Annotated in this window: 24 protein-coding genes; 14 read left to right on the top strand and 10 right to left on the bottom strand. The window is 66.3% G+C overall.

From position 1 onward, the window contains the following. The first annotated feature begins 125 nt into the window (after nt 1-125). Nucleotides 126-1046, top strand: coding sequence for a hypothetical protein (locus tag AC07OK_RS24490; protein WP_494692732.1), 921 nt, complete (start codon nt 126-128; stop codon nt 1044-1046). A gap of 6 nt (nt 1047-1052) precedes the next feature. Here AC07OK_RS24490 and fumC read toward each other — a convergent pair whose 3' ends face one another. Continuing rightward, nucleotides 1053-2450 (bottom strand): class II fumarate hydratase, encoded by a 1398-nt coding sequence (gene fumC, locus AC07OK_RS24485; RefSeq protein ID WP_494692731.1) that lies wholly within the window; start codon nt 2448-2450, stop codon nt 1053-1055. A gap of 153 nt (nt 2451-2603) precedes the next feature. Here fumC and AC07OK_RS24480 point away from each other — a divergent pair, with 153 nt between their 5' ends. Both AC07OK_RS24480 and AC07OK_RS24475 read left to right on the top strand, forming a co-directional pair. Next, entirely contained in the window at nt 2604-4058 is a 1455-nt protein-coding gene (locus AC07OK_RS24480; RefSeq protein ID WP_494692730.1) for a type IV pilus assembly protein FimV, read from the top strand. Nucleotides 4059-4148: 90 nt separating this feature from the next. Next, the gene (locus AC07OK_RS24475) at nt 4149-5354 is read left to right on the top strand and encodes an aspartate aminotransferase type Ic (protein ID WP_494692729.1); all 1206 of its coding nucleotides are present in this window, start codon (nt 4149-4151) and stop codon (nt 5352-5354) included. Between the two features lie 57 nt (nt 5355-5411). Here AC07OK_RS24475 and AC07OK_RS24470 read toward each other — a convergent pair whose 3' ends face one another. Together AC07OK_RS24470 and AC07OK_RS24465 are read right to left on the bottom strand one after the other, a co-directional pair. After that, nucleotides 5412-5690, bottom strand: coding sequence for a flagellar protein FliT (locus tag AC07OK_RS24470; RefSeq protein WP_494692728.1), 279 nt, complete (start codon nt 5688-5690; stop codon nt 5412-5414). A gap of 150 nt (nt 5691-5840) precedes the next feature. Beyond that, nucleotides 5841-6668 carry an HDOD domain-containing protein gene (locus AC07OK_RS24465; RefSeq protein ID WP_494692727.1) on the bottom strand — a complete coding sequence of 276 codons (828 nt, stop codon included), beginning with the start codon at nt 6666-6668 and terminating at the stop codon, nt 5841-5843. Nucleotides 6669-6900: 232 nt separating this feature from the next. On the opposite strand from AC07OK_RS24465, the gene AC07OK_RS24460 reads away from it, so the two are divergent. The 3 genes from AC07OK_RS24460 to AC07OK_RS24450 all read left to right on the top strand — a co-directional run bounded on the left by AC07OK_RS24460 (nt 6901) and on the right by AC07OK_RS24450 (nt 10090). Continuing rightward, nucleotides 6901-8937 carry a M13 family metallopeptidase gene (locus AC07OK_RS24460; protein WP_494692726.1) on the top strand — a complete coding sequence of 679 codons (2037 nt, stop codon included), beginning with the start codon at nt 6901-6903 and terminating at the stop codon, nt 8935-8937. Nucleotides 8938-9158: 221 nt separating this feature from the next. Continuing rightward, on the top strand, nt 9159-9779 hold the full coding sequence (locus tag AC07OK_RS24455; RefSeq protein WP_494692725.1) for a class I SAM-dependent methyltransferase: 621 nt from the start codon (nt 9159-9161) through the stop codon (nt 9777-9779). Between the two features lie 119 nt (nt 9780-9898). Continuing rightward, nucleotides 9899-10090, top strand: coding sequence for a CsbD family protein (locus tag AC07OK_RS24450; protein ID WP_494692724.1), 192 nt, complete (start codon nt 9899-9901; stop codon nt 10088-10090). Nucleotides 10091-10145: 55 nt separating this feature from the next. Here AC07OK_RS24450 and AC07OK_RS24445 read toward each other — a convergent pair whose 3' ends face one another. The 3 genes from AC07OK_RS24445 to AC07OK_RS24435 all read right to left on the bottom strand — a co-directional run bounded on the left by AC07OK_RS24445 (nt 10146) and on the right by AC07OK_RS24435 (nt 14540). Then, the gene (locus tag AC07OK_RS24445; protein ID WP_494692723.1) at nt 10146-10640 is read right to left on the bottom strand and encodes an Hcp family type VI secretion system effector; all 495 of its coding nucleotides are present in this window, start codon (nt 10638-10640) and stop codon (nt 10146-10148) included. A gap of 131 nt (nt 10641-10771) precedes the next feature. Next, nucleotides 10772-12985: a S9 family peptidase gene (locus tag AC07OK_RS24440; protein ID WP_494692722.1), complete on the bottom strand. Its 2214-nt coding sequence runs from the start codon at nt 12983-12985 to the stop codon at nt 10772-10774. Between the two features lie 160 nt (nt 12986-13145). Then, nucleotides 13146-14540 (bottom strand): MATE family efflux transporter, encoded by a 1395-nt coding sequence (locus AC07OK_RS24435; protein WP_494692721.1) that lies wholly within the window; start codon nt 14538-14540, stop codon nt 13146-13148. Nucleotides 14541-14718: 178 nt separating this feature from the next. Between AC07OK_RS24435 and AC07OK_RS24430 the strand changes: the two genes are divergently transcribed. The 4 genes from AC07OK_RS24430 to AC07OK_RS24415 all read left to right on the top strand — a co-directional run bounded on the left by AC07OK_RS24430 (nt 14719) and on the right by AC07OK_RS24415 (nt 17096). After that, nucleotides 14719-15393, top strand: a complete 675-nt coding sequence (locus tag AC07OK_RS24430; RefSeq protein ID WP_494692720.1) for a beta/gamma-crystallin — start codon at nt 14719-14721, stop codon at nt 15391-15393. A gap of 49 nt (nt 15394-15442) precedes the next feature. Then, nucleotides 15443-15778, top strand: coding sequence for a beta/gamma crystallin-related protein (locus AC07OK_RS24425; protein ID WP_494692719.1), 336 nt, complete (start codon nt 15443-15445; stop codon nt 15776-15778). 67 nt (nt 15779-15845) lie between these two features. Continuing rightward, complete coding sequence (locus tag AC07OK_RS24420; protein ID WP_494692769.1) at nt 15846-16784, top strand: DnaJ C-terminal domain-containing protein; 939 nt, start codon at nt 15846-15848, stop codon at nt 16782-16784. 3 nt (nt 16785-16787) lie between these two features. Next, entirely contained in the window at nt 16788-17096 is a 309-nt protein-coding gene (locus tag AC07OK_RS24415) for a chaperone modulator CbpM (RefSeq protein ID WP_217940803.1), read from the top strand. Here the strand turns inward: AC07OK_RS24415 and AC07OK_RS24410 are convergent. Continuing rightward, nucleotides 17074-18168, bottom strand: a complete 1095-nt coding sequence (locus tag AC07OK_RS24410) for a LysR family transcriptional regulator (protein WP_494692718.1) — start codon at nt 18166-18168, stop codon at nt 17074-17076. The two genes, AC07OK_RS24415 and AC07OK_RS24410, sit on opposite strands and share 23 nt — an antisense overlap. A gap of 136 nt (nt 18169-18304) precedes the next feature. On the opposite strand from AC07OK_RS24410, the gene AC07OK_RS24405 reads away from it, so the two are divergent. The 4 genes from AC07OK_RS24405 (at nt 18305) to AC07OK_RS24390 (ending at nt 23472) form a co-directional block, all read left to right on the top strand. Continuing rightward, the gene (locus tag AC07OK_RS24405; RefSeq protein ID WP_494692717.1) at nt 18305-18916 is read left to right on the top strand and encodes an FMN-dependent NADH-azoreductase; all 612 of its coding nucleotides are present in this window, start codon (nt 18305-18307) and stop codon (nt 18914-18916) included. Between the two features lie 191 nt (nt 18917-19107). Further along, complete coding sequence (locus tag AC07OK_RS24400) at nt 19108-19995, top strand: cysteine hydrolase family protein (RefSeq protein ID WP_494692716.1); 888 nt, start codon at nt 19108-19110, stop codon at nt 19993-19995. Continuing rightward, entirely contained in the window at nt 19992-21185 is a 1194-nt protein-coding gene (gene pncB, locus AC07OK_RS24395; protein WP_494692715.1) for a nicotinate phosphoribosyltransferase, read from the top strand. Before AC07OK_RS24400 ends, pncB begins: the two co-directional genes overlap by 4 nt. A gap of 1 nt (nt 21186) precedes the next feature. Continuing rightward, nucleotides 21187-23472, top strand: a complete 2286-nt coding sequence (locus AC07OK_RS24390) for a putative bifunctional diguanylate cyclase/phosphodiesterase (RefSeq protein WP_494692714.1) — start codon at nt 21187-21189, stop codon at nt 23470-23472. Nucleotides 23473-23483: 11 nt separating this feature from the next. Here the strand turns inward: AC07OK_RS24390 and AC07OK_RS24385 are convergent, their stop codons facing one another. Genes AC07OK_RS24385 through AC07OK_RS24375 form a run of 3 tightly spaced genes read right to left on the bottom strand, consistent with a single transcriptional unit; the run spans nt 23484 to nt 24795 of the window. Further along, nucleotides 23484-23786 carry a hypothetical protein gene (locus AC07OK_RS24385; protein ID WP_494692713.1) on the bottom strand — a complete coding sequence of 101 codons (303 nt, stop codon included), beginning with the start codon at nt 23784-23786 and terminating at the stop codon, nt 23484-23486. 39 nt (nt 23787-23825) lie between these two features. After that, nucleotides 23826-24125, bottom strand: coding sequence for an antibiotic biosynthesis monooxygenase family protein (locus tag AC07OK_RS24380; protein ID WP_217940797.1), 300 nt, complete (start codon nt 24123-24125; stop codon nt 23826-23828). Nucleotides 24126-24150: 25 nt separating this feature from the next. Further along, entirely contained in the window at nt 24151-24795 is a 645-nt protein-coding gene (locus tag AC07OK_RS24375; RefSeq protein ID WP_494692712.1) for a TetR/AcrR family transcriptional regulator, read from the bottom strand. Nucleotides 24796-24911: the final 116 nt, after the last annotated feature.

Genomic DNA, 24911 nt, shown 5'->3' with positions numbered 1-24911 from the left:
CGACAGGGCCGCAGTTTACTCCACGAATACCGCACGGTTGAGATTGCCGTCGAGAAAAAAAGTTGCTATCCTGAGTTAACTGCTGAATTTTTGTGCAGCATGGTTTGCCCTCAGCGAGTTGCATCATGAACAAGCTTTTCTGGCCAGTCGCAGTCCTGATTTGTCCGCTTTCCGGCTTGGCGGGCGCCGCCGCATCCGATCCCTTTACGCTGCAAAAACCGCCGCCCGCGTTTGAAAAACGGGCCAATTCGTCCTTGCTGTTCGAGGCGGCGGACCGGCAGTTGGCGCTCAGCGAGCAATTGCAGAACGATGCCGCGCCGCGCTATGGCGCCGCCTACCAGAGCGGTCCGCGCCTGCATTTCGGCGCCTTGCCGGACAACCTGGCGCTGCTCGATCCGCTGGGCCCCATGCTCAACGAATATAGCAAGCGCTTCCTCACCAGCGCGGATTTTGAAAAGAAAATGGGGCGCGCGGTCGGCATCCTGACCATCGGTGTTTTGCGCGAGACCGGGTCGGCGCTGGGCTCGCAGCAGACGCCGGCGCTGGCGATGAACACCCGGCCGACCACCACCTTCACCTCGCTGTCGCTGGGCTATGCGCTCAGTTCGCGCAGCGCGCTGATGTTGATGGCGTCCTATGGCAAGACCGAGGGTATCGGCAATCCCGACAGCCTGATCGCGCAAGTATCGTCGGTGCGCACGATGGCGTTCAGTGTGGGCCTGTCGACCCGCCAGGTGTTCAACAGCCATGACCGCCTGGCGGTGACCTTGTCGGTGCCGGCCAAGGTGCGTTCCGGCACGCTGCAATACAGCGGTTCGGCGCCGCTGTCCGGCGATCCGGGCGCGCCGGCCTTTGGCGCGCCGACCCTGAACCTGCGGCCGACCGCCACCGAGCGCGACCTGGAATTCGGCTACACCACCTCGTTCGGCCGCGATGGCCGCGGGGGCAAGCTGACCGGCGCGGTGATGTGGCGGGTCAATCCCGGCCACGACGCCAGCGCCCGGCCGGACTGGCTGACCGGGGTGCGCTATTCGTATGGATTCTAGTGCGACCTAGCCCTTGGCGCCGGGACGGGTCATGTCCAGCGGCACGATCCACTGCTCGAACTGCTCGGCGCTGACGTAGCCGAGCGCCAGCGCGGCTTCCTTCAACGTGGTTCCTTCATGCTGGGCCTGTTTGGCGATGGTGGCGGCCTGGTCGTAGCCGATGTGCGGCGCCAGCGCGGTGACCAGCATCAGCGAACGTTCCATCAGCTCGGCGATGCGGCCGCGGTTGGGCTCTATGCCGTGCACGCAATGTTGCTCGAAGCTGCGCATGCCGTCGGCCAGCAGGCGCGCGCTTTGCAGGAAGTTGTGGGCGATCAGCGGCTTGTAGACGTTCAACTCGAAGTTGCCGGAGGCGCCGCCGATGGTGATGGCGACGTCGTTGCCGAACACCTGGCAGCACAACATGGTCAGCGCCTCGCATTGGGTCGGGTTGACCTTGCCCGGCATGATGGAGCTGCCCGGTTCGTTTTCCGGAATGCTGAGCTCGCCCAGGCCGGAGCGCGGGCCGGACGCCATCCAGCGCACGTCGTTGGCGATCTTCATCAGCGCGGCGGCCAGGGTCTTGAGCGCGCCGTGGGCCGACAGCAGGGCGTCGTGGCCGGCCAGCGCGGCGAATTTGTTGTCGGCGCTGCGGAAGGGCAGGGCCAGCGTGTGCTCCAGCTCGGCGGCGATGCGGTGCGCGTATTCGGGATGCGCGTTGAGGCCGGTGCCGACCGCCGTGCCGCCGGCCGCCAATTGCAGCACGCCGGGCAGGGCGGTGCTGATGGCGCGCTCGGCGAAGTCGAGGTGGGCCACGTAGCCGGAAAACTCCTGGCCCAGGGTCAGCGGCGTGGCGTCCTGCAAGTGGGTGCGGCCGATCTTGACGATGTCGGCGAAGGCCTCGGCCTTGGCGTGCAGGCTGTCGCGCAGCGCGCGCAGCGCCGGCAGCACCTGGCCGGCCAGCGCCTGGGCGGCCGCCACGTGGATGGCGGTGGGGAAGATGTCGTTCGACGATTGTCCCTTGTTGACGTCGTCGTTGGGGTGCAGCTTGCGGCCTTCGCCGCGCACGCCGCCCATCAGCTCGGAGCCGCGGTTGGCCAGCACCTCGTTCATGTTCATGTTCGACTGGGTGCCGGAGCCGGTCTGCCACACGGCCAGCGGGAACTCGCTCGGGTGGCGGTCGGCCAGCACTTCGTCGGCGGCCTGGGTGATGGCGATGGCCTTGGCGACTTCGAGCAGGCCCAGGTCCAGGTTGACGCGCGCGGCGGCGCGCTTGACGCTGGCCAGCGCGTGGATCAGCTCCAGCGGCATGCGTTCGGTGGAGATGTGGAAGTGCTCCAGCGAGCGCTGGGTTTGCGCGCCCCACAACTGGTGGTCGGGGACGTCGATCGGACCAAAACTGTCACGTTCACTTCTGGTGTTCATGGTGTTTCCTTTGGGCGGGGAGGCAATCATGTGTGTTTGCTAAGTGCCTTCCAGTGTAGCGCAGTCCTGAAAAATTAACCTAGGGCTACAAAACCGGGAAAATCAGCCGTTATAGCTGATACACTTTAAGAATTCGCTCCAAGCGACCCCGACATGCAGCGCACACCATTCCTGACCACGATCTTTGCTTGCGCCGGCGCGCTGCTGCTGGCGGCCGCCGCGCCGGCGGCGGAACTGGGCGATATCGCCGTGCGCTCCTATATCGGCCAGCCGCTGGCGGCCGATATCGAGCTGGTGCAGCTGGCGCCGGACGAGGTGTCGGCCTTGCAGGTGCGGCTGGCGCAGCAGGATGTGTTCCGGGGCGCGAACATCGGCATGAATCCGGCGCTGGCCTCGGTGCACCTGTCGGTGGTGCGGCGCGACGGCCGGCAGTTCCTGCATATCACCACCACCCGCAATATCGATGCCGACTATGTGCATTTGTTCCTGGAGCTGAGCGCCGCCGGGCGCCAGGACGTGCGCGCGGCAACCGTGTGGCTGCAAGCGGATCCGAATCCGGCGCCGCCGCCACCGCCGGCCATGTCGGCGGCGCAGGCTGCGGCGTTGGTCAAGGCGGAACGGGCGGCCAAGGAGGCGGTATTGGCGGCGGCGCCGCCCGCCCCGGTCGCGGTGGCGCCCGCGCCCGCCGCGGCGCCAGTGCGGGACCGGACGCGGCCGGCGCCGATGCCGGCTGCGCATGAATCCGAAGTGGGCGAGCCGGTGGGCTTGCGGGCGGCGCCGACGCGGCGGCCGTCGCCGGCGCTGCGCAATTTGCCGGAGCGCATAGCCGATGCGATGGGCTCGACGCCGCGCTTGGCGCCACGTCCCGCGCCGGCCAAACCGTCGGCCAGCGGCGAGGCGGCGCGCGACGACGGCGTGCCGCAGGGCGTGGCGCAGGCTTTGCTGCCTTTGGCGCCGTTGCCGCTGCCTAAGGGCGTGAAGCGGCCGGCGGCTCCGGCCGCTTGCACGCCGTCCGGCATGAGCGCGAAAGAATGCGCGGCGCTGGATACGCACAGTGTGGAGTTGTCCAGCAAGTTGGTCGAGCTGGAGGGTAAGGTGAAGTTGCTGCAAGGGGCGCTGGCGGCGAAGGGCGGGGCGGCCAATGCGGCGGCGCACACGGCGTCGGTTCAGGCCGCGACACCGACACCGACGCAGACGCAGACGCAGACGCAGACGCAGACGCCGGCCGCTGCGCGCGGTGCGCCGGCAGCGGCGCCGGCATCAGTATCGGCATCGGCGTCCGCGCCGGCATCTGCGGCGAGCTCGGCGGCGTCCGAGGAGGCCTCGGCGCCGGTCAAGAAGGTGCGTGTGTTGCCCAAGCTGAAGTACAAAAAGGAAAAACCGCCGGAACCGGCCGCCAGCAATATGCCGCTGATCGCCGCCGGCGCCGGCGTGCTGGCCTTGCTGCTGGGCGCCGGCGGCTATCTCTACCTGCGCAAGAAACGCGGCAGCGGGCCGCTGAAAATCTGGCAGGGTTTCCGCAGGAAGAAGCCGGCCGGTGAGGGCGAGCAGCCGGTGGAGGCGCCGCCGCTGCACGAAGTGACGCCGGAATCAATGATGCAGCAGTAATAAGTATATAACTGCACGCTCTTATCGAGGCCAGACAATCTGGGGTATAGTATTCGACCCCCTCCGTCTTCCCCATACTGAAAGAGCGCTATGACCGCAGTAGAGCAATATCAAGCTTTCAAACAACTCGGCCTGAAGTTGGACATGTCCCGCGGCAAGCCTGCCCCCGAGCAATTGGATTTGTCGAATGGCCTGATGGCCGCACTGGACGGCTACAAGGCCGCCGACGGCACCGACGGCCGCAACTACGGCGGCACCATCGGCCTGCCGGAAGCGCGCGAACTGTTCGGCAAGCTGCTGGACGTGCCGGCCGCGCAGGTCGTGGTCGACAGCAGCGCCAGCCTGTCGCTGATGCATGACGTCATCATCTACAGCCTGCTCAACGGCACGCCCGGCAACGCCCCGTGGGTGCGCGAGCCGGTGACCTTCCTGTGCCCGGTGCCGGGCTACGACCGCCACTTCGCCATCTGCGAAGCGCGCGGCATCAAGATGATCAACATCCCGATGAGTGTAGCCGGTCCGGACATGGACCTGGTGGAGAAACTGGTGGCCGAGGACGCCAGCATCAAGGGCATGTGGTGCGTGCCGAAGTACAGCAATCCGGGCGGCGTGGTGTTTTCGGACGCCGTGGTGGCGCGCCTGGCGGCGATGAAGACGGCGGCGCCGGACTTCCGCCTGATGTGGGACGACGCCTACCGCTTCCACCATCTGGGCGAGCAAAAGTTGGAAGTGGCCAATATCCTGGACGCCTGCGCCAAGGCCGGCAACCCGGACCGCGCGATCGTGTTCGCGTCGTCGTCGAAGGTGAGCTGGGCCGGTTCGGGCATCGCCGCGCTGGCCGCGTCGCCGGCCAATATCGCCTGGTGGACCAAGCATGCCGGCATCCGCAGCATCGGCCCGGACAAGATCAACCAGCTGCGCCATGTGCGCCTGCTGAAGGACCTGCCGACCGTGGAAGCGCTGATGGAACAGCATCGTCTGCTGCTGAAGCCGAAGTTCGACGCGGTGCTGGCGCAGTTCGAGCGCTATCTGGCCGACGTGCCGGGCGTGTCGTGGACGCGTCCGCAGGGCGGCTACTTCATCGATCTGGTGACGCCGGACGGTTCGGCCAAGCGCACCGTGGCGCTGGCCAAGGAGGCGGGCATCACGCTGACGCCGGCCGGTGCGGCTTTCCCTTACGGTAATGATCCTAAGGATAGCCATATCCGCATCGCGCCGAGCTTCCCGTCGCTGGACGAGATCACCCAGGCGGCGCAGGGCATCGCCTTGTCGCTGAAGCTGGCGCTGGCGGGCTGATCGCCCCAGACGTAAAAAAAGCGCCCGCGGGCGCTTTTTTCATTGGAGCAGGGCGTTTTACTGACGCGACATGCCGGGCACGTTGTTGGCCCAGGGTTCGGTGACGTCGCGGATGGCGCGGTCGTTGGCCAGGATTTGTTTCAGCAGGTCGATCTTGCGCAGGCGCGGGGCGCCGCTCAGGGCCGGTGCGCCGGCGCCCACTGCGCGGGCTTCGCTGGCGCATTGCGCTTCCAGGCGGCTCAGGCCGTCGAAATCACCCAGACGTGCGGCGGCGGCCATCTGATTGGTCAAACCGGCAATATTTTCGTACATCGAGAGGACTTCGGTGGAGGTCATGTTCTCACCCTGGCTAGTTATAACGGATTACCGCATGTCCAGATTAACGTCGCCTTAAACGGGAACTTTAGGGTGTTTTGAAAAAATATTTGAAAAAGATCGAAAAAAAGCCCCGTGCGGGGCTTTTCGTGGTGTTAAGAGCAAGCTGGCTTATTTGACCAGCTCTTCCAGCCCGGCGCTCAGCTCGTCCGGCGACGGCATTTCGTCGATCAGGGCGTTGTCGTCCAGGCCCAGTTCCTCGGCCAGGTCGGCCGGGTAGCAGGCGGCGATTTCGTCTTCGCTCAGTCCGGCCTGCTCGACACGGGCGCGCCAGGCGGCCAGCGAGACCACGGCGGCCAGGCGGTTCAGCTCGCCGTTGTGGTGCGGCTCGGGGAAGGCCAGGATGGTTTCCGAGAAGGTCAGCGGAAACTTCCAGCGCTTGGCCAGTTCGGCGCCGACGTCGGCGAAGGTGAAGCCGAACGAGGTTTGCTCGGCGTCCAGGCGGCGCGAGTCCAGCGGGCCGGCCACCTTGTCGAGCGCCATCGCCTGCTCGGCCATCGCCGAGTGGATCACCAGCTGGCCGATGGCGTGCATCATGCCGATGGTGAAGGCGAGGTCGGTGTTTTCCTTGGTCTTCTTGGCGATCCACTTGGCCGACACCGCGGTGTGCAGGCTGTAGCGCCAGAATTGCTTGAGGTCGAGACCGGGCACGGTCTTGAAGCCGCTGACCAGGCCGGAGCTGATGACCAGCGTGCGCACGGTCACGAAGCCGAGCATCAGCACCGCGTCTTCCACCGTGCCGATGCTGCGCGAGACGTGGTAGTAGGCCGAGTTGGCCAGGCGCAGCAGCTTGGCGCTCAGCACCGGATCCGTCGACAGTTTCTTCGCGATCTCCTCGGTCGAAACGCTGGCTTTGTCGAAACTGCTGATCAGCTCTTCCACGACCTTGGGCGCGGTGGGCAACGCAGTTGGATTCTGGAACAGGGCATCAAGTTTCATATTTATCTCCTGGGTAATTAGCGCGTTGCTATGGGCTAACTATATAGCGATTCCCCGAATGAATGAAGCAATTTTGCTGGGCGGGCGTCTCTTTTCTGCCGTGTTGTGACCATCTATTCCGTCAAATCCACCGTTCGTCGCAAAGCCGCATCGCCGCGCGCGCCGCGGCGCTACAGTGCACGCTGGCGTATCACGCCCGACATTCAACCAGATCCACGACCAAGGGACTCCCATGCACCCATCCGCAAGCAAGTTAAGCCTGGCCATCTGCGCCGCCCTGATGCTGGCCGCGCCGTTGCGCGCCGAGCCGACCTCCGCCGCCCCATCGACCGCCGCCGCCAAAAGCGCCGTGCTGCCGGGCGACGATTTTTTTGATTACGTCAACGCCGACTGGCTCAACAGCGTCGAGATTCCGGCCGACCGCAGCGGCTGGGGCGTGGGCAACGCGCTGGTCGAGGACACCAACCAGCGCATTGTGAAATTGATCGAAGCGATGGCGGCGCAGCCGGCCGACGCCGAGGCGAAGAAGATCGCCGACTACTACGCCGCCTTCATGGACGAGTCCGGCATCGAGGCCAAGGGCCTGGCGCCGCTACAGCCGCTGCTGCAAAAAATCGCCGCCATCGGCGACAAGCGCGCGCTGGCCGAGGCGCTGGGCGGCACGCTGCAAGCCGATGTCGATCCGCTCAACGCCACCAACTTCTTCACCGAAAACCTGTTCGGCCTGTGGATCGCCCAGGGCCTGAAGGACTCGGCGCACTACACGCCTTACCTGCTGCAGGGCGGGCTGGGCATGCCTGACCGCGCCTACTACCTGGACGCCACGCCGGCCATGCAAAAGCTGCGCGGCCAGTACCAGGCGCACATCGCCGCCACCTTCAAGCTGGCCGGCATCGCCGACGCCGACGCCCGCGCCGCGCGCGTGTTCGAACTGGAGCGCAAGATCGCGCTGGCGCACGCCAGCCGCGAGGATTCGTCCGACGTGCTGAAGGCCAACAACAACTGGAGCGCCGCCGATTTCGCGCGCAAGGCGCCGGGGCTGGATTGGCAGGCTTTCTTCGCCAGCGCCGGCCTGGGCGGGCAGAAAAAATTCATCGTCTGGCATCCGACCGCCATCGTCGGCGCGGCCAGGCTGGTGCAGTCGGCGCCGCTGGAAACGTGGAAGGATTTCCTCGCCTTCCACCGCATCAACCAGGTGAGCAGCGCGCTGCCCAAGGCGCTGGCCGACCAGCACTTCGATTTTTACGGCCGCACGCTGAACGGCACGCCGGAGCAATCGCTGCGCTGGAAACGCAGCCTGGCCGCCGTCAACGCGGCCATGCCCGACGCGCTGGGCAAGGTCTATGTCGCCAAGTATTTCCCGCCGGAGTCCAAGCAGCGCTTGCAGCAAATGGTGGGCAAGATCGTCGACGCCTTCCATAGCCGCATCGACCAGCTGGCGTGGATGGCCCCGGCCACCAAGAAAGAAGCGCACGCCAAGCTGAAGACCTTGTACGTGGGCATAGGCTATCCCGAGAAGTGGGCCAGCTACGAGCAGCTGGAGGTGACGCCGGGCGATGCGCTGGGCAACCTGCTGCGCGCGCGTAGCGTGCATACGCAACAGCAACTGGCCAAGCTGCATCAGCCGGTGGACCGCGCCGAGTGGTGCATGCCGGCACAGCTGGTCAACGCGGTCAACATGCCGATGCAGAACGCGATCAACTTCCCGGCCGCGATCCTGCAGCCGCCTTACTTCGATCCGAGCGCCAGCGACGCGATGAACTACGGCGGCATCGGCGCCACCATCGGCCACGAGATCAGCCACAGCTTCGACGACCAGGGCGCGCAGTTCGATGCGCAAGGCCGCCTGCGCGACTGGTGGACGGCGTCCGACGGCAAGCATTTCAAGCAGGCCTCGGCGGCGTTGGCGGCGCAGTATTCGGCGTACAAGCCGTTCCCGGACCTGGCCATCAACGGCCAGCAGACCTTGAGCGAGAACCTGGCCGACCTGGCCGGGCTGGCGGCCTCGTATGACGCTTACCACACCACGCTGGACCAGCAGCGCGTGACGGTGGAAGCGGACCAGCAATTCTTCACCGGCTATGCGATGAGCTGGCGCGAGAAGGAGCGCGAAGCAGCGCTGCGCCGCGCCATCCTGACCGACGGCCATGCGCCGGACAAATGGCGCACCGCCACCGTCCGCAACATGGACGCGTGGTACCAGGCCTTCAACGTGCAGCCTGGACAGACCTTGTACCTGGCGCCGAAGGACCGCGTGCGCGTCTGGTAAGCTGAACCGGAAGGATGTGCGATGGGGGCCCCGACGCGCATCCTTCGCCGGACCATCCTAATTCGGACCTCGGAAACTCTCTATTTTTGTTTGGTCTTATCTGGGCTTGGGTGGTGCGCCGCACAAGGTACGGTTCCGCGAAAAATAGAGAGATCCCGAGAGCCGAAATAGTACGATCTGTCGAAGGGTTGAATTTCGCACCCGCCGTATATACTGGCGGCATGGAACCCGACCCTATCGAGCAGATCACTCAAACCACGCTGCAGCACTACGAGCGCAACGCCGAGCAATTTTTTGCCGGCACCATCGACCACGACGTCAGCCAAAACATCGCCGCCTTGCTGGGCGCGATACAAGGCCCCGCGCCCTACCGCCTGCTGGACCTGGGCTGCGGCCCCGGCCGCGACCTGAAGACCTTCAAGAGCATGGGCCACGAAGCGATCGGCGTCGACGGCTCGGCGCGATTCGTCGAGATGGCGCGCGCCTACAGCGGCTGCGCGGCGTGGCAGCAGGACTTCGTCAAACTTGATCTGCCCGCCGGTTTCTTCGACGGCATCTACGCCAACGCCTCGCTGTTCCACGTGCCCAGCGCCGCGCTGCCGCAAGTGCTGCGGGACCTGCACGCGGCGCTGAACACCGGCGGCGTGCTGTTCAGCTCCAATCCGCGCGGCGACAACCGCGAAGGCTGGAACGGCCCGCGTTACGGCAGCTACTACGATTACGACACCTGGGAGCGTTACCTGCTGGCAGCAGGATTTATCGCAGTCCAACATTACTATCGGCCCGAAGGCTTGCCGCGCGATCAGCAGCCGTGGCTCGCCAGCGTTTGGCGCAAACACTGATTGCCGCCGTGGGTGCGCGATCGCACAGAGTGGCAGCCGGCGTCTGCCTATAGTGGGGACCTTGCACGCAGCACAGCGCTGTGTGTCCTGTAGCTTCATCACCCACCAAGGAGTTCACCATGAACAAGGATCAAGTTAAAGGTACGGCGAAAGACATCGGCGGCAAAATCCAGGAAGAGGCCGGCAAGCTGGTCGGCAGTTCGGAGCAACAAGCCAAGGGCCTGAACAAGCAAGCTGAAGGCAAGCTGCAAAAAGGCCTGGGCGATGCCAAGGAAGCGGTGAAAGACATCTCCAAAGGCAACCGCAACTAATCGTCCGTTAAACCAAAACAGCCGCTCAAAGCGGCTGTTCTCATTTGGGCGGGGCTCAAGCCGCGATGCGGTTGGTGCTCAGGTCCCAGCCGCCGGCGGTATTGCCGCCCGCGCCGCCGCCGATCTTTTGCTGGGTGTAGCGCCACTTCACTTTCGAGAACTTCAGCGCCACGTGCTCGCTCAGGATATCGCCTTCCTCCACGCTGGGCGACACCGCGCCGACCAGCACATTTTCCAGCTCGATCTCGAAATACTTGACGCGCTCGCCCTGGCCGTCCGCGCGCATGAATTCAAACCTGGCCTTGGGGATGGTCTTGCCCGACGAGCAGGTTTGCAGCAACACCGGCGAGGCCAGGTCGGCCAGCTTCATCAGGGTGATGTCCTGATGCTCGCAGCGCTCGGCGGTGTGGCCGCCGCCGGTCGACGCGGTGGCCGACTTGGGCTGGCTGACCGCCCAGCTGACCGACTTGCATTCGATCCAGTCCTTGTGTTTGTCGTCGGCCGATTCGCCGCGGATACCGTCAATTTGCAGGTAGACATCGATAGCCATATTTCCTCCTGGGATATAAGTGAGGCGGTGCGGAATGCACCGCAGCGGGCATTATCGAATGGCTAACAAATCGGCGCTTGTGACCGCTCAAGCGCCCATAAAAAAAGGATCCGAAGATCCTTTTATTTCGTTTATTTCGTTTCCGGCATCAAATTCTTCTTGAAGAAAGCCTCGATGTTGCCGAACACATGGCGCTGCGGACCGCGCCCCGAGATGCCGTGCTTGGCGCCCGGATAGGTCATCAGCTCGAAGTGCACATTGCGCTTGACCAGCGCGTCGATCATGCGCGTGGTGTTGGTGAACAGCACGTTGTCGTCGGCCATGCCGTGCATCAGCAGCAGCGGCGATTTCAGGCCGTCCAGGTGCGAGTACACGCCGCCCGCTTCATAGCCGGCCGCGTTCTCTTTCGGCGTGCCCATGAACTGCTCGGTGTAGTGGGTGTCGTACAGCGACCAGTCGGTCACCGGCGCCACCGACACGCCCATCGCGATCTTGTCCGACGCTTCGGCCAGCAGGCGCAAGGTCATGAAGCCGCCGTAGCTCCAGCCGAACACGCCCACGCGCTTGGCGTCGACGAAGCTCTGCTTGCCCAGCCACTCGATGCCGGTGATCTGGTCCTCGACCTCGACCTTGCCCAGCTTGTGGTAGTTGGCGTCGGTGAACACGCGCTCGCGGCGCGACGAGCCGCGGTTGTCCAGGCGCCACACCACGAAGCCCTGCTGCGCCATGTACTGGTCGAAGAAGTTGCCCCAGCGGCGAGCCACGTGCTGCGAGTGCGGGCCGCCGTAGGTCGACAGGTAGACCGGGTATTTCTTGGCCGCGTCGAAGCCGCTCGGCTTGATCATCGAGTAGTACAGGGTCTGGCCGTCCTTGGCCTTCAGGCTGCCGTACTCGGTGTGCAGGTGGGCGTCCAGGTATTTGCCGTACGGGTGAGACGCGTTCAGCTCGTTGTGCTCCAGCCAGCTGATCATCGCGCCGTCCGGACGGCGGATGCTGACCTGCGGCGGGGTGTCCGGATCGGAGTAGGTGTCGACGAACACTTCGCCGTTGCGGGCGAACGAGGAGTCGTGCCAGCCGTCGCCCTGGGTGATGCGCAGCGGCTTGGTGGCGCTGCTGCCGTCGAGCTTGAGCGCGTAGGTCTGGCTGTCGACCACGGCGTCGCGGTTCGACTGCACGAACACGCGGCCGCCTTTTTCATCGACCGCCAGCACGCGGTCTATGCCCCATTCGCCGCTGGAGATGGCGTGCTGCAGCTTGCCGCGCATATCGTACTGGTACAGGTGCTTGCGGCCGCTGCGCTCGGACGACCAGATGAAGCCCTTGTCGTCGCCGAGGAAGCGCAGGTCGTCGAAGATGCTGACCCAGGTCGGCGAGGTTTCGGTGATCAGCACCTGCTGCGCCAAGGTGGCGGCGTCGACCGACACCAGCTCCAGTTTCTTCTGGTCGCGGCTCTGGCGCTGGAACAGCAAGGCCTTGGCGCTGCCGCTCCAGTCGGCGCGCACCAGGTAGATGTCGGCGTTGGCGCCCAGCTCCACGTTGCGGATCTCGCCGCTGGTCGGCGAGACGATCTTCAGCTGCACCAGCACGTTGGCGTCGCCGGCGGCCGGGTAGCGCTGCTCGACCACGTCGGTGCGGTCGGCGAAGATTTCAAAGCGGCGCACCACCGGCACCGGCGCCTCGTCGTAGCGCTTGTAGGCGATGGCGGAATCGTCCGGCGCCCAGAAGTAGCCGCTGGTCTGGCCCATTTCTTCCTGCGCCACGAACTCGGCCTCGGCGTTGTGGATGGTGCCCGCGCCGTCGCTGGTCAGCTGCTTCTCCTTGCCGCTGCTCAGGTCGATCACATACAGGTTCTGGTCGCGCACGAAGGAGACGTAGCGGCCTTTCGGCGAGATCTTGGGATCGAGCACATTGCCCGAGGCCACCATGCGCGCGGCGTCCGGCTTGCTGGCGTCGATCAGGTACAGATTGCCGGCGATCGGCACCAGCAGCTGCTTGCCATCCGGCGACCAGCTGTAGCTGAGGATGCCCTTCAGGCTGGCGGTGCGCTCGCGCTCGCGGCGGGCCTTCTCGGCGTCCGACAGGTTTTCTTCCGGCACCAGGATCTTGGAGTCGACCAGGCGGTGCGTGCTCTTGTCCTTCAGGTTGTATTCCCACAGGTCGAGCTGGAACTGGTTGTCGTCGCGGCCGCGCAGGAAGGTCACGCGGGCGCCGTCCGGCGACACCTTCAGGCTGCGCACGCCGGGGCCGCTCAGCGACGGGTCGGCATGCAGACGGTCCAGTGTCAGTTTTTCGGCGGAGGCGTGGGCGCCCGCCAGCAGGGCGAGGAAGCAGAGGATGAAGCGCATGGGGTGAGTGTCTCTTGGTTATCGGAACCCAAGACGATACCAGACCGGCCCGCTTGTGGCGAGATGGCAATGTTCTGTATCCACGGGGGAAAACCGTTTTTCCTTCGGCGTCGGTAACGCACTGTATGGCCTCGGCCGGCGCACCTGGCCGGTCCGCCCTTCAGCCGCGCTGCGCCACGGCCACCCGCGCCAGCGACAGCCGCTGCAGCGCCCAGCTCAGCAACACCGCCGCCACCGTCAGCCCCAGCACCAGCCCGATCCAGAAGCCGGCCGCCGCCATCGGCTGCGCCGGCGCCCACGGCAGCCATTGCGGCGCCAGCCCCAGCACGCAGCCCAGCGGCAGCGCGAAGCCCCAGAACGCCAGCAGCTGGATCTGCATCGGCTGGCGCGTGACCTTGTAGCCGCGGATCGCGCACGAGGTCGCCACCTGGGTGGCGTCCGACAGCTGGAACAGCGCGGCAAACAGCAGCAGCTGCACGCACAGCGCCTGCACCGCCGGGTCGGAGGTGTAGGCCTCGGCGATCTGCTGGCGGCACACTACGATGAACAGCGCCGACAGCACCGCGAACGCCAGCGACATCCACACCCCGGTCCAGGCCACGAAGCGGGCCCGCACCGGATTGCCTTCGCCCACCGCCTGGCCGACGCGGGTGATCAGGGCGATGCCAAAGCTGAGCGGCACCATGAACACCAGCGAGGAAAAATTCAGCGCGATCTGGTGCGCCGACATCTGCACCACGCCGTAGCGCGCGATCAAGAGGCTGATGGCGCCGAACGCGCTGACCTCGGCGAAATAGGTGACGCCGATCGGCAGCCCCAGCCGCAGCATCGAGCGGATCTCCGGCCAGTGCGGCCCCTCCCAGTGGCTGAACGGATAGGTGGCGCGGTAGGCCGGCGCCACGCGCATCCAGCCCAGCATGGCGGCCAGCATCAGCCACATGCACAGCCCGGTGGCCACCGCGCAGCCGACCCCGCCCAGCTTGGGCAAGCCCCAGTGGCCGAAGATCAGCAGCCAGTTGACCAGCACATTGAAGCCCAGGCCGAGCAGGGCGATCAGCATCACCGGCTTGGTCTGGTTGATGCTGGTGCTGTAGCCGTACAGCGCGCGGTAGGCGGCGAACGGCGGCAGGCCGATGCTGATCACGTGCACGAACAACTCGGCCTGCCGCTGCACATGCGGCGTCAGGTACAGATGCTCGAACAGCAGGGTCGCCAGGTTGGCCAGCAGCATCGCCGCCACGCCCACGCCCAGCGCCTTCCACAACGCTTGCCGCACCGCGTGCGGAATGCGCCCCAGCTCGCCGGCGCCGACGTCGTGCGCCACCACGCTGTTGATCGCCATCATGGTGCCGCTGACGGTGACCAGGATGATCGACCAGATCGACGCCCCCAGCGACACCGCGCCCAGCTCGTCCGCGCTGGCGTGGCCGGTCATCGCCACGTCGGCCACGCCCATGCCGACCGTGGCCAGCTGGCCGATCAGCATCGGCCAGGCCAGGCGCCACAGGGCGGCGGTTTCACGGCGGAGATTGGGCAGGGTGAAGGCGTGGGGCATGCGCGGCGGTCGGGAAATGGGCGGGCGACAATTCTACCCCGGTCCGGCCGGGGCCGCCGCGCTGTATCATTACACTTTCTTGCAAATTAGCCATATTGTCTTGTCGGCCGACACGCTAGCATAGGCGTTGTCGGTGCATGGCACTGGCTGATCAACTTTTTACTGAGCGTACTCCATCATGAAACCATTCCTGCACCGTCTGACCCGCGCCGCCCTTCTGCTGGCCTTGCCCTTGCTGGCCGCCACCGCCCACGCGGGCGAGCTGACGCTGTACACCCACTCCAACTTCGCCGGCCCGCCGCTGACCCTGCGCGGCAGCACGCCCGACCTCGAGCCGCTCGGCTTCAACGACCGCGCCTCGTCGGTGATCGTGCGTTCCGGCACCTGGCAGCTGTGCGAGCACGCCAACTTCCAGGGCCGCTGCATGCTGGTCGAACGCGGCGAATATCCGGCGCTGGACGGCTTCAACGACGTCATCTCCTCGGTGCGCGAAGTCAATGGCGGCGGCCGCGACGACCGCGGTGGCCGTGACGAGCGCGACGATCGCGGCGGCCGCCGTGGCGACCGCGACCGCGACGACGACCGCGGCTACGGCCAGCGCCGCGAAGCCATCGTGCTGTTTTCCAAGTCGCGCTTCGGCGGCGCTCGCCTGGAGCTGCACAACGACGAAGTGCGCACCCTGGACCGCTATGACTTCAACGACCAGGCCAGCTCCGTCATCGTCAACGAAGGCCGCTGGGAACTGTGCGAGCACGCCGACTTCGGCGGCCGCTGCATCGTGCTCGAGCCGGGCCGCTACGAATTCCTCGACGATATGAACAACCGCATTTCCTCGCTGCGCCGGGTGCGCTGAGCGGCATGCGCTATCATGCAGGCCACCGCCCCGAACTGGAGACCAGGCCATGAACCGACTTCTCTGCGCCACCCTGCTGGGCGCCGCCGCGGCGGCGCAGGCGGGCGACATCACGCTCTACACGCGTGAGCATTTCGGCGGCCCGGCCTTGCAGCTGCACGGCTCGGAGCCGGACCTGGACAAGCTGGGTTTCAACGACAAGACTTCCAGCGTGATCGTGCAGAACGGCACCTGGGAGGTCTGCGAGAACAAGCACTACAAGGGGCGCTGCCTGGTGCTGGAAAAGGGCGAGTACGCCGAATTGAAAAATTTCAACGACATGATGTCGTCGGTGCGCGAAGTCGACGCCAGGCCGGCCGCCAAGGACCGGCGCGAGCATAAATGACAACGCGGACGGCGCCGGCGCCCGATAGGCGCTAGACTGTGGCACATGCATGACGGGAGCGCGCAACGTGGAATACAAGGATTACTACCAGACCCTGGGCGTGGCCAAGACGGCCAGCGAGGATGACATCAAGAAGGCCTACCGCAAGCTGGTCCGGAAATACCATCCGGACGTCAGCAAGGAGGCCGACGCCCAGCACAAGACCCAGGAACTGAACGAGGCCTACGGCGTGCTGGGCGACGCCGAGAAGCGCGCCGCCTACGACGAACTGGGACGCGGCCACCAATACCGCGCCGGCCAGGAATTCCGTCCGCCGCCGGACTGGGGCCGCGGCTTCGGCAACGGCGGCGCCGGCGCCGGCGGTTTCGGCGGCGACGCCATGGGCAGCGACTTCTTTGCCGACCTGTTCGCCAATCTGGGCGGCGCCGGCCGCCGGCGCCAGGCGCCGCCGCGGCGCGGCGAGGACAGCCACGCCAGCATCACCATCGACCTGGCCGACAGCTACCATGGCGCCACCCGCAATATCAGCCTGACGGTGGCCGAGCGCGACGCCCAGGACCGCATCGTCACGCGCGAGCGCAACCTCAGCGTCAACATTCCGAAGGGCGTGACGGCCGGCCAGCAACTGCGGCTGTCGGGCCAGGGCCAGCCGGGCGCGGCCGGGCCGGGCGACCTGTACCTGGAAATCCAGTTCCGCCCCAACGCCCGCTACCGCATCGACGGCCGCGACGTCTACGAAACCGTGCCGGTGGCGCCGTGGGAGCTGGCGCTGGGCGGCGAGATCGACGTCGCCACGCCGTCCGGCAAGGTCACCGTGACGGTGCCGGCCGCCTCGCAGACCGGGCGCAAGCTGCGCCTGCGCGGACGCGGCATCCCCGGCAAGGACACCGGCGACCTGTACCTGCTGCTGGAGGTGGCGCTGCCGCCGGCCACCAGCGACAAGGCCCGCGAACTGTATCAAACCATGGCGCGCGAACTGGCTTTCAACCCGCGCGCGGGAGGATGAGCGATGGGACAGGCAATCTTGAACCCGGTGCTGGTCGATGAGGCCGCGCTGACCGTGGAGGAACTGGCGCAAGCCTGCGCCGTCGAGCCGGACTGGGTGGTGCAGCATGTGCGCACCGGCATCCTGCTCGACTGCGCCGACGGCGACTACGTGGCCTGGCGCTTCACCAGCGCCGACCTGGTGCGCGCGCGCCGGCTGTGCCAGGTCGAGCGCGACTTCGACGCCAACGACGACGTCGCCGCGCTGGTGGTCGATCTGTCGGAAGAAATCCGCCGCCTGCGCGGCAAGCTCAACGCCGCCGGAGTGAAATAGGCGAGGGCGCCGTCAAGCCCGGCGGCAGGTCGCCCAGCGGCGCCGCGGGTTTCGGCTCGCCGTTCGGCCCGCCCTTGGGCGGATCGCCGAGGCGGTGATACAAAGACATGGGGCTGACGCCCGGATCGCCCACCGCCGGCAGCGGCCGCATGTCGTGCTTGGGCAGCGGCGCGCCGGGCTGCGCCTGCTCGAGGAATTGCTGCATCAGCCAGCGCGTGGCCGGCCCCGGCTCCTCGTCGCCGCGCCGTATCACGTACAGCGGGAAGCTGAACGCGCTGCCCTCGCTGATGTGCAGCTGCACCAGCCGTCCCGCATCCAGGTCCCACTGCACGAACTCGACCGGCATATTGCCCCAGCCGATGCCGCTGCGCAGCAGCGCGTGCTTGGAGCTGAGGTCGCCCAGGCGCCAGTCGCGCAGCGCCAGCACGCCGAAATCCTGGCCCTTGGTCAGGGTGCTGCGGTCGGTCAGCACCAGCTGGGTGTGCTCGCGCAGCACCGTGCTGGGGATGATGCCCTCGATCTGCGCCAGCGGATGCTCGGGCGCGGCCACCGGCACCATGGTCACGTAGCCGCAGCTCTGGCGTTCGATGATGTCGGGCGTGCCCGGCATCCAGCCGCTGATGCCGATGTGGCACTGCTGCTCCAGCACCAGCTGGGTGACGGCGCCCAGCGCCTCGGTGCGCAGGCGCATCGCCACGGTCGGGAACTCTTGCTGGAAGGCGTGCAGGATGCGCACCAGCTTGCAGGTCGAGTACATCACGTCGACCACCACCGACACCTCGGCCTCCAGCCCGGCCGACAGCGCCTTGGCGCGGGCCCGCATGCCGTCCACCTTGAGCGACACCGCGCGGGCGTCGGCCAGCAGCGCCTTGCCGGCCTCGGTCAGCACCGGCTTGCGCTTGCTGCGGTCGAGCAGCGCGATGTTGAGCTGCTCCTCCAGGTTGGCGATGGTGTAGCTGATCACCGACTGCGTGCGGTGCAGCGCCCGCGCCGCGTGGGCGAAGCCGCCATGGTCGATGACGGCGATGAACACGCGCAGCTGGTCGAGGGAGGGGAGGCCGGGATCGCGCATGCTGCACCTTGTTGAGAGATTGATATCATACTATCGAATATATCGATAGGTAAGATTTAAATTTACCAGGTTTCATCGATATTAAACTCGTTCTATGATGAATGCAATCCCTCCCCACCCGAAAGGAAACAGCATCATGGCAACCGTACTCCACATCAACAGCAGTGTTCGTCAAACCGGCTCCCTGTCGCGCCAGCTGGGCGGCGAGTTCGTGGCAAAATGGCAAGCGGCCAACCCGTCCGGCACCGTCGTCACGCGCGACCTGGCCTCCAGCCCGGTGCCGCACCTGACCGAACAGATGATGGGCGCCTACTTCACCCCGGCCGAGCAGCGCAACGCCGACCAGGCCCACACCATCAAGACCTCGGACGCGCTGGTCGACGAACTGCTGGCCGCCGACACCATCGTCATCGGCGCGCCGATGTACAACTTCTCGGTGACCTCCGGCCTGAAGGCATGGATCGACCACGTGGCGCGCGCCGGCCGCACCTTCAAATACGGCGCCAACGGCCCTGAAGGCCTGGTGCACGGCAAGAAAGTGATCGTGTTCGTCGCCAGCGGCGGCGTCTACAGCGAAGGCCCCGCCGCCGCCTACGACCACGTCACCACCTACCTGCGCTCGGTGCTGGGCTTCCTCGGCATGACCGACGTCACCTTCGTGGTGGCCGAAGGCGTGGCCATGGGCGAGGAAGCGGTGGCCGCCGCCGTCGCCAAGGGCCGCTCGAAGATCGACGCGATCGCCGCTTAATTCCTGGTCCGGCAATCAAAAACTCCCTGCTGGCGGCTGCCGGCAGGGAGTTTTTTTGCGTCGGCAGTCGCCGCCGGCCGCTTTCTGTGCGGGGGTATTATGAAAATTCGTGTGGCTTGGCAGATAATCATCACCGTCGGCCCGCGCTATCGGGCAAAATCATATACAGTTAAGCAAGCCTCGGAGCCCATATGAAACGGAACCTGCATTTGCTGATCATCGATCCGCAAAACGACTTTTGCGATCTGCCGGCCAGCTACCTGCCGCTCAACCCGGCCACCCGCGCGCCGCGCGCGCCGGCGCTGCCGGTGCCCGGCGCCCACCAGGACATGTTGCGCCTGGCCGGCCTGATCAACCGCGGCCGCGCCGGCCTGACCGCCATCAGCATCACACTCGATTCGCACCACCGCTTCGACATCGCCCACCCCACCTTCTGGATCGCCCGCGACGGCGCGCCGGTGGCGCCGTTCACCCAGATCAGCGCGGCCGACGTGCGCGCCGAGAAATTCCAGCCGCGCCACCCGGCGGCCCTGCCGCTGGCGCTGAACTATCTCGACAAGCTGGAAGCGGCCGGCCGCTACCAGCTGATGGTGTGGCCGGTGCACTGCGAGATCGGCACCTGGGGCAACAACGTCCACGAAGACGTGCGCACCGCCTACGGCGCCTGGGAGGAAGCCGCGCTGGGCATCGTCGCCAAGCTGGCCAAGGGTTCCAACCCGTGGACCGAGCACTATTCCGCCGTCATGGCCGAGGTGCCGGACGCCGACGACCCGGACACTCAGCTCAACAGTAAATTCATCGCCACCCTGGCCGAGGCCGACCAGGTCTACATCGCCGGCGAGGCCGGCAGCCACTGCGTCAAGGCCACCGTCGAGCACATCGCCGAGCACCTGGGCCAGCCGCTGTCCAAGCTGGTGCTGCTGACCGATTGCATCAGCCCGGTCGCCGGCTTCGAGCCGCACTACCAGGCCTTCCTGCAGGCGATGCAGGCGCGCGGCGTGCAGCTGATGCAAACGGCCGACGTGCTGCCCGAACTGTTGGCCAACGCCAGCCGCGCACTGGGAGCGGATCCCGCATGAACCAGCCCATCGTCCGCAGCCTGCTGGAGACCGATTTATACAAGTTCACCATGTGGCAGGCGCTGTTGCACGGTCATCCGAACTCGCACACCGAGTACGAGTTCGTCTGCCGCAACGCCACCGCCTATCCGCTGACCGAGCTGCTGCCCGACATCGAACGCGAGCTCGACCACCTGTGCTCGATGAGCTTCCGCGACGAAGAGTTGCACTTCCTGCGTTCGCTGCGCTACATCAAGAGCGACTTCGTCGACTTCCTCACCGTGTTCCGCTTCCAGCGCAAGTTCATCGAGGTGCGCGCCGACGGCGCCACGCTGGTGATCCACGCCAGCGGCCCGCAGGTGCACGTGATGGGCTTTGAAATCTATGTGCTCTACATCGTCAACGAGCTGTACTTCCGCCGCTTCGACGCCGCCGCCGCGCTGGAGGAGGGGCGCGCGCGCCTGGCCGCCAAGATCGCCGCGCTGAAGGCCTTCGGCGCCGAACCGGCCAGGCGCCACCCCTTCGAATTCTCCGACTTCGGCACCCGCCGCCGCTACTCCAGCGCCTGGCACGACGAGGTGGTGCAGCGGCTGGCGCGCGAAGTGCCGCAATACTTCAAGGGCACCTCCAACGTCTACCAGGCGATGAAGTTCGGCCTGGTGCCGATCGGCACCATGGCGCACGAATACATGCAATCGTTCCAGGCCTTCGGCGTGCGCCTGCGCGATTTCCAGAAAGCCTCGCTGGAGGCGTGGGTGCAGGAATACCGGGGCGACCTCGGCGTCGCCCTGACCGACGTGGTCGGCATGGACGCCTTCCTCGACGACTTCGACCTGTACTTCGCCAAGCTGTTCGACGGCCTGCGCCACGACTCCGGCGACCCGGTGGTGTGGGGCGAAAAAGCGCTGGCCCACTACGCCGCGCTGCGGGTCGACGCCAACACCAAGCGCCTGGTGTTTTCGGACGGCCTGAAGCTCGACACCGCGTTCGCGCTGTACCGCCACTTCGCCGACCGCATCATGACCGGCTTCGGCATCGGCACCCACCTGACCAACGACGTCGGCCTGACGCCGCTGAACATCGTCATGAAGCTGGTGTGCTGCAACGGCCAGTCGGTGGCCAAGCTGTCCGACTCGCCCGGCAAGACGCTGTGCAAGGACGAGACCTTCCTGGCCTATCTGCGGCAAGTGTTCAACCACCCGGCGGCCTGACATGAACAGCATGAGCTACCTGTACCTGATCAACGCCGCCATGTACGCCGTCATCGGCGTGGCGCTGCTGCTGGTATGGCGGCGCCACCGCAGCCAGACCTTCGCCCATCATCTGGGGTGCTCGACGCTGTTCGCCGCGCTGGTCCCGCTGGCCTACCTGATCCACACCACGGCGCCGTCGCCGTTCGACCAGCTGGGCGTGCCGCTGGTGCTGGTCGGCGCCATCCCCAACCTGCTGTTCCTCGGCTCGGGCGTGATGCGGCTGGCCGGGCGCCGCCTGCCGCGCGGCGTCGCCATCGCCATCGGCGTGGCCGCCGCCGCCGCGCTGATGGCGCCGAAGGTCGCCGACAAGCTGTTCTTCTGGCCGCTGTGCAATATGCTGGTGCTGTGCGGCCTGGGCGCGCTGGCCAGCCGCTGGCTGTGGGCCACCCACGCGCTGGAGCGCCTGGTCGGTCCCCTGCTGATCCTGCTGGGGCTGAACCAGCTGCTGCTGATGCTGTACGGCGAGCAGGGCATCGCCGCCAACATCGTGTTCGGCACCGTGCTGCGGGCCGCGATCGGCACCGTCTTCATGCTCAGCGCGCTGGACGGCGCGCTGCGCGACGCCGGCAAGCTGGCGGCCCGCTTCCAGTTGCTGACCGAGCACTCGGTGCAGGGCGTGGTGGTCACCGACGGCCTGCGCATCCTGTACGCCAATCCGGCGGTGCGCGGCATCTACGGCATGCCGCTGGGGCAGGGCAATTACACGGTGTTTGCCGACCTGCCGCCGGAGAGCTTCAGCGACGAGCAATTGCAGCGCCAGCACCGCCTGCTGCAACAAGGCGAGCTCGACATCGCCAGCTGGGAAGGCCGGCGCGAAGTGGCCGGTGGCCGCGAACTGGAGCTGCGCTTCGAGGCCTGGCGGGTCGAATGGGACGGCGTCGGCGCCACCCAGATCCTGATCACCGACGACACCGAACGCAACGCCAGCGCCCGCGCGCTGGTGCACCAGGCCACGCACGACAAGCTCACCGGCCTGCCCAACCGCGCCGTGCTGATGCAGCGCCTGCGCGAATACTGCTACCTGGCCGACGGCTCGCTGCACTGCACGCTGGTGGTGCTCAATATCGACCGCTTCAAGCTGTTCAACCAGAGCCAGGGCCATGTGACGGGCGACCACGTGCTCAAGGCCTTCGCCGCCAAGCTCAAGGACGCGCTCGGCGCGCGCGCCGAACTGATACGGCTGGGCGGCGACGAATTCGCCATCGTCGACCCCGACGAAGGCAATGCGCGCGACATCGCCGAGCGTCTGAAAAACGCCTGCGTGCAGGCGCTCAAGGTGCCGGGCGGCGAATACTTCATCGACGCCTCGATGGGCATGGCGGTGTTCCCCGACAACGCCGGCAACGCCGAAGCGCTGCTGCGCGCCGCCAACGCCGCCATGTACCAGGCCAAGCGCACGCCGGGCACGGCGCTGGCCATGGCCGAGCAGCGCTTCGAGCAGATGTCGAGCCAGACCCTGGACAACGAGCAGGCGCTGCGCAAAGGCATCAAGAACCACGAGATTTACCTGGACTACCAGCCCAAGATCGACGCCGTGACCGGCAAGCTGCTGGGCTTTGAGGCGCTGGCGCGCTGGGTGCGGCCGGGCATCGGCTGGGTCAGTCCGGTGGAATTCATCGCCATCGCCGAGCGCACCGGGCTGATACCGGAACTGGGCGCCATGCTGCTGGAACAGGCTTGCCGCCAGATCGCCGTCTGGTGCGCCGAGCTGGGCGACTGCGTGCCGGTGGCGGTCAACGTCTCGCCGATGCAGCTGCTCAATCGCGGCTTCCTGCAGATCGTCGAGCAGACGCTGATCGACACCGCCATCCCGCCGCGTTGCCTGACCTTGGAGATCACCGAAAGCGCCGCGGTCGACAACCTCGACGACACCCGGCTGCAGCTGCAACACCTGAGCACCTTGGGCATCGACGTCGCGATGGACGATTTCGGCACCGGCTTCTCGTCGCTGAGCATGTTGCGTCAGCTGCCGTTGAGCACGGTGAAGATCGACCGCGGCCTGATCGACCCGCTGCCGGCGCCGGACGCGGTGGCGGTGGTCAAGGCGATCTGCCAGCTGGCCGCCGCGCTCGACCTGCAGGTGGTGGCCGAAGGCATCGAAACGCTGGAGCAAGCGGTGGCCGCGCGCGACGCCGGCTGTCACGCCTTGCAGGGCTTCTTCTACGCGCGGGCGCTGACCGTGGCCGACGCCGGCGAATGGATGCGGCGCCAGCAAGCCGAAGCGGCCGGCCTGCTGGCCACCTGACCAGTGGACCGCTAGGCGGCGCTGGGGCCGAAGCCACCCATGATGGCGTCCGCCTTGGCGCCCTCGTCCTCATCGTAGATATCGATGGTCAGCATGGCGCCGCTGCGCTGGCGCGCGTGCGCGGCGGCGGCTGGCCCGCCCGGCGTCAGCGAGTCGAGCAGGTTGCCGACCATGCTGGTCGAGACGCTGGGCGGCAGCGTCGTATGCTTGGTCAGCTTGACGCAGGACGGCGGGAAGCCGCTCGACAGCAGCGCGCTGCGGGCGCTTTCGGCGTCCGTCACCTGGTCGAAATTGCGATGGATGGTACGTGTCATGATGAGCCTCCGTCTTGAGACTGGACAGCGGTGGGCGGCTTAAAAGCCGGGGACCACGGTTTCGAAATGTTCCACTTTCGGCGGCAGGGCGAAATGGCTGCCCACCAGCCCGCGCCAGACCAGAAAGCCCTGGCTGGCGCGAAAATCGACCAGATGGTTGTCCAGCGTTTCCCAGCCCACCACCAGATGATACGTGTCCGGCACCTCGATGTCGCGGTCCAGGCGCATCGACAGGCAGCCGATGGCGGCGCGGAACACCGGCACCGCCTCGGCCACCGCGGCCTGGAAGGCGGCGTGGGACTCGGGTTTGATGTACAACTCGGCGATTTCATAGATCATGGGGCATTCCTTTTAAGATACGCCTCTATTGTGCCTCAAGCGCGGCCGGCGTGCGCAAGATGAACAGCATTGCCTGCTGGGCCAGTTGCTGGACGTCGACGCCGCTGCCGGGTTTGTACCATTGCACCGTCCAGTTCAGCGCGCCGAAGATCAGCAGGCGGTCGAATTGCGACGGCATGGCCCAGTCGCCGGAGCGGTGCAGCGCGGCGATGGCCTGGTCCCACACCGCCTCGTAGCGGTCCTTGAGGGCGACGATGCGGGCGCGCGAGGACGGGTCCAGCGAGCGCCACTCGTACAGCAGCACGGCGATGAAATGGTGGTCGGGCGCCAGCAACGTCTGCAGATGGGCCTCGACCAGCCGGCGCAGCAGCTCGCAGGGCGGCAGCGGCTGGCGCGCGATGGCTTCGATCTCGGCCAGCGAGCAGGCCAGGCCTTGCTCCATGATGGCGGTCAGGATGTCCTGTTTGCTCTTGAAATGGTAGAACCAGCTGCCGGCTTGGATGCCGGCGGCCGCCGCGATCTCGCGCACGGTGGTGTTGTCGTACCCCTTGGTGCGGAACAGCTGGGCCGATTTCTCCAGCAATTCGGCGCGCAGGCCGCCGCCTTCCCCTTTGTGGGGCCGCCCGCGTTTCTTGGGGCTGGGAGCGGCGAGGACGGCGGCATCGGGCATGGCGAGGGTCAGGCGCGGGAAGTGTGGCTTTCATTTTAATGCAGAGCGTGGCTTGCACCCGAAAAAGCATGCAGAAATCCTATTTTATGCTGCGTCGCAACAACGCTGCGCAAGGA

It is taken from the genome of Duganella sp. GW821-FHT07G03 (assembly GCF_059418605.1).
Note: the sequence above shows the minus strand (reverse complement) of the source record. Positions and strands in the feature narration are given on the sequence as shown.

What these genes read in the sequence shown, in the direction of transcription:
- AC07OK_RS24490 (WP_494692732.1), top strand. Translation starts at nt 126, where the DNA reads ATGAACAAGCTTTTCTGGCCAGTCGCAGTCCTGATTTGTCCGCTTTCC.
- fumC (WP_494692731.1), bottom strand. Translation starts at nt 2,450, where the DNA reads ATGAACACCAGAAGTGAACGTGACAGTTTTGGTCCGATCGACGTCCCC.
- AC07OK_RS24480 (WP_494692730.1), top strand. Translation starts at nt 2,604, where the DNA reads ATGCAGCGCACACCATTCCTGACCACGATCTTTGCTTGCGCCGGCGCG.
- AC07OK_RS24475 (WP_494692729.1), top strand. Translation starts at nt 4,149, where the DNA reads ATGACCGCAGTAGAGCAATATCAAGCTTTCAAACAACTCGGCCTGAAG.
- AC07OK_RS24470 (WP_494692728.1), bottom strand. Translation starts at nt 5,690, where the DNA reads ATGACCTCCACCGAAGTCCTCTCGATGTACGAAAATATTGCCGGTTTG.
- AC07OK_RS24465 (WP_494692727.1), bottom strand. Translation starts at nt 6,668, where the DNA reads ATGAAACTTGATGCCCTGTTCCAGAATCCAACTGCGTTGCCCACCGCG.
- AC07OK_RS24460 (WP_494692726.1), top strand. Translation starts at nt 6,901, where the DNA reads ATGCACCCATCCGCAAGCAAGTTAAGCCTGGCCATCTGCGCCGCCCTG.
- AC07OK_RS24455 (WP_494692725.1), top strand. Translation starts at nt 9,159, where the DNA reads ATGGAACCCGACCCTATCGAGCAGATCACTCAAACCACGCTGCAGCAC.
- AC07OK_RS24450 (WP_494692724.1), top strand. Translation starts at nt 9,899, where the DNA reads ATGAACAAGGATCAAGTTAAAGGTACGGCGAAAGACATCGGCGGCAAA.
- AC07OK_RS24445 (WP_494692723.1), bottom strand. Translation starts at nt 10,640, where the DNA reads ATGGCTATCGATGTCTACCTGCAAATTGACGGTATCCGCGGCGAATCG.
- AC07OK_RS24440 (WP_494692722.1), bottom strand. Translation starts at nt 12,985, where the DNA reads ATGCGCTTCATCCTCTGCTTCCTCGCCCTGCTGGCGGGCGCCCACGCC.
- AC07OK_RS24435 (WP_494692721.1), bottom strand. Translation starts at nt 14,540, where the DNA reads ATGCCCCACGCCTTCACCCTGCCCAATCTCCGCCGTGAAACCGCCGCC.
- AC07OK_RS24430 (WP_494692720.1), top strand. Translation starts at nt 14,719, where the DNA reads ATGAAACCATTCCTGCACCGTCTGACCCGCGCCGCCCTTCTGCTGGCC.
- AC07OK_RS24425 (WP_494692719.1), top strand. Translation starts at nt 15,443, where the DNA reads ATGAACCGACTTCTCTGCGCCACCCTGCTGGGCGCCGCCGCGGCGGCG.
- AC07OK_RS24415 (WP_217940803.1), top strand. Translation starts at nt 16,788, where the DNA reads ATGGGACAGGCAATCTTGAACCCGGTGCTGGTCGATGAGGCCGCGCTG.
- AC07OK_RS24410 (WP_494692718.1), bottom strand. Translation starts at nt 18,168, where the DNA reads ATGCGCGATCCCGGCCTCCCCTCCCTCGACCAGCTGCGCGTGTTCATC.
- AC07OK_RS24405 (WP_494692717.1), top strand. Translation starts at nt 18,305, where the DNA reads ATGGCAACCGTACTCCACATCAACAGCAGTGTTCGTCAAACCGGCTCC.
- AC07OK_RS24400 (WP_494692716.1), top strand. Translation starts at nt 19,108, where the DNA reads ATGAAACGGAACCTGCATTTGCTGATCATCGATCCGCAAAACGACTTT.
- pncB (WP_494692715.1), top strand. Translation starts at nt 19,992, where the DNA reads ATGAACCAGCCCATCGTCCGCAGCCTGCTGGAGACCGATTTATACAAG.
- AC07OK_RS24390 (WP_494692714.1), top strand. Translation starts at nt 21,187, where the DNA reads ATGAACAGCATGAGCTACCTGTACCTGATCAACGCCGCCATGTACGCC.
- AC07OK_RS24385 (WP_494692713.1), bottom strand. Translation starts at nt 23,786, where the DNA reads ATGACACGTACCATCCATCGCAATTTCGACCAGGTGACGGACGCCGAA.
- AC07OK_RS24380 (WP_217940797.1), bottom strand. Translation starts at nt 24,125, where the DNA reads ATGATCTATGAAATCGCCGAGTTGTACATCAAACCCGAGTCCCACGCC.
- AC07OK_RS24375 (WP_494692712.1), bottom strand. Translation starts at nt 24,795, where the DNA reads ATGCCCGATGCCGCCGTCCTCGCCGCTCCCAGCCCCAAGAAACGCGGG.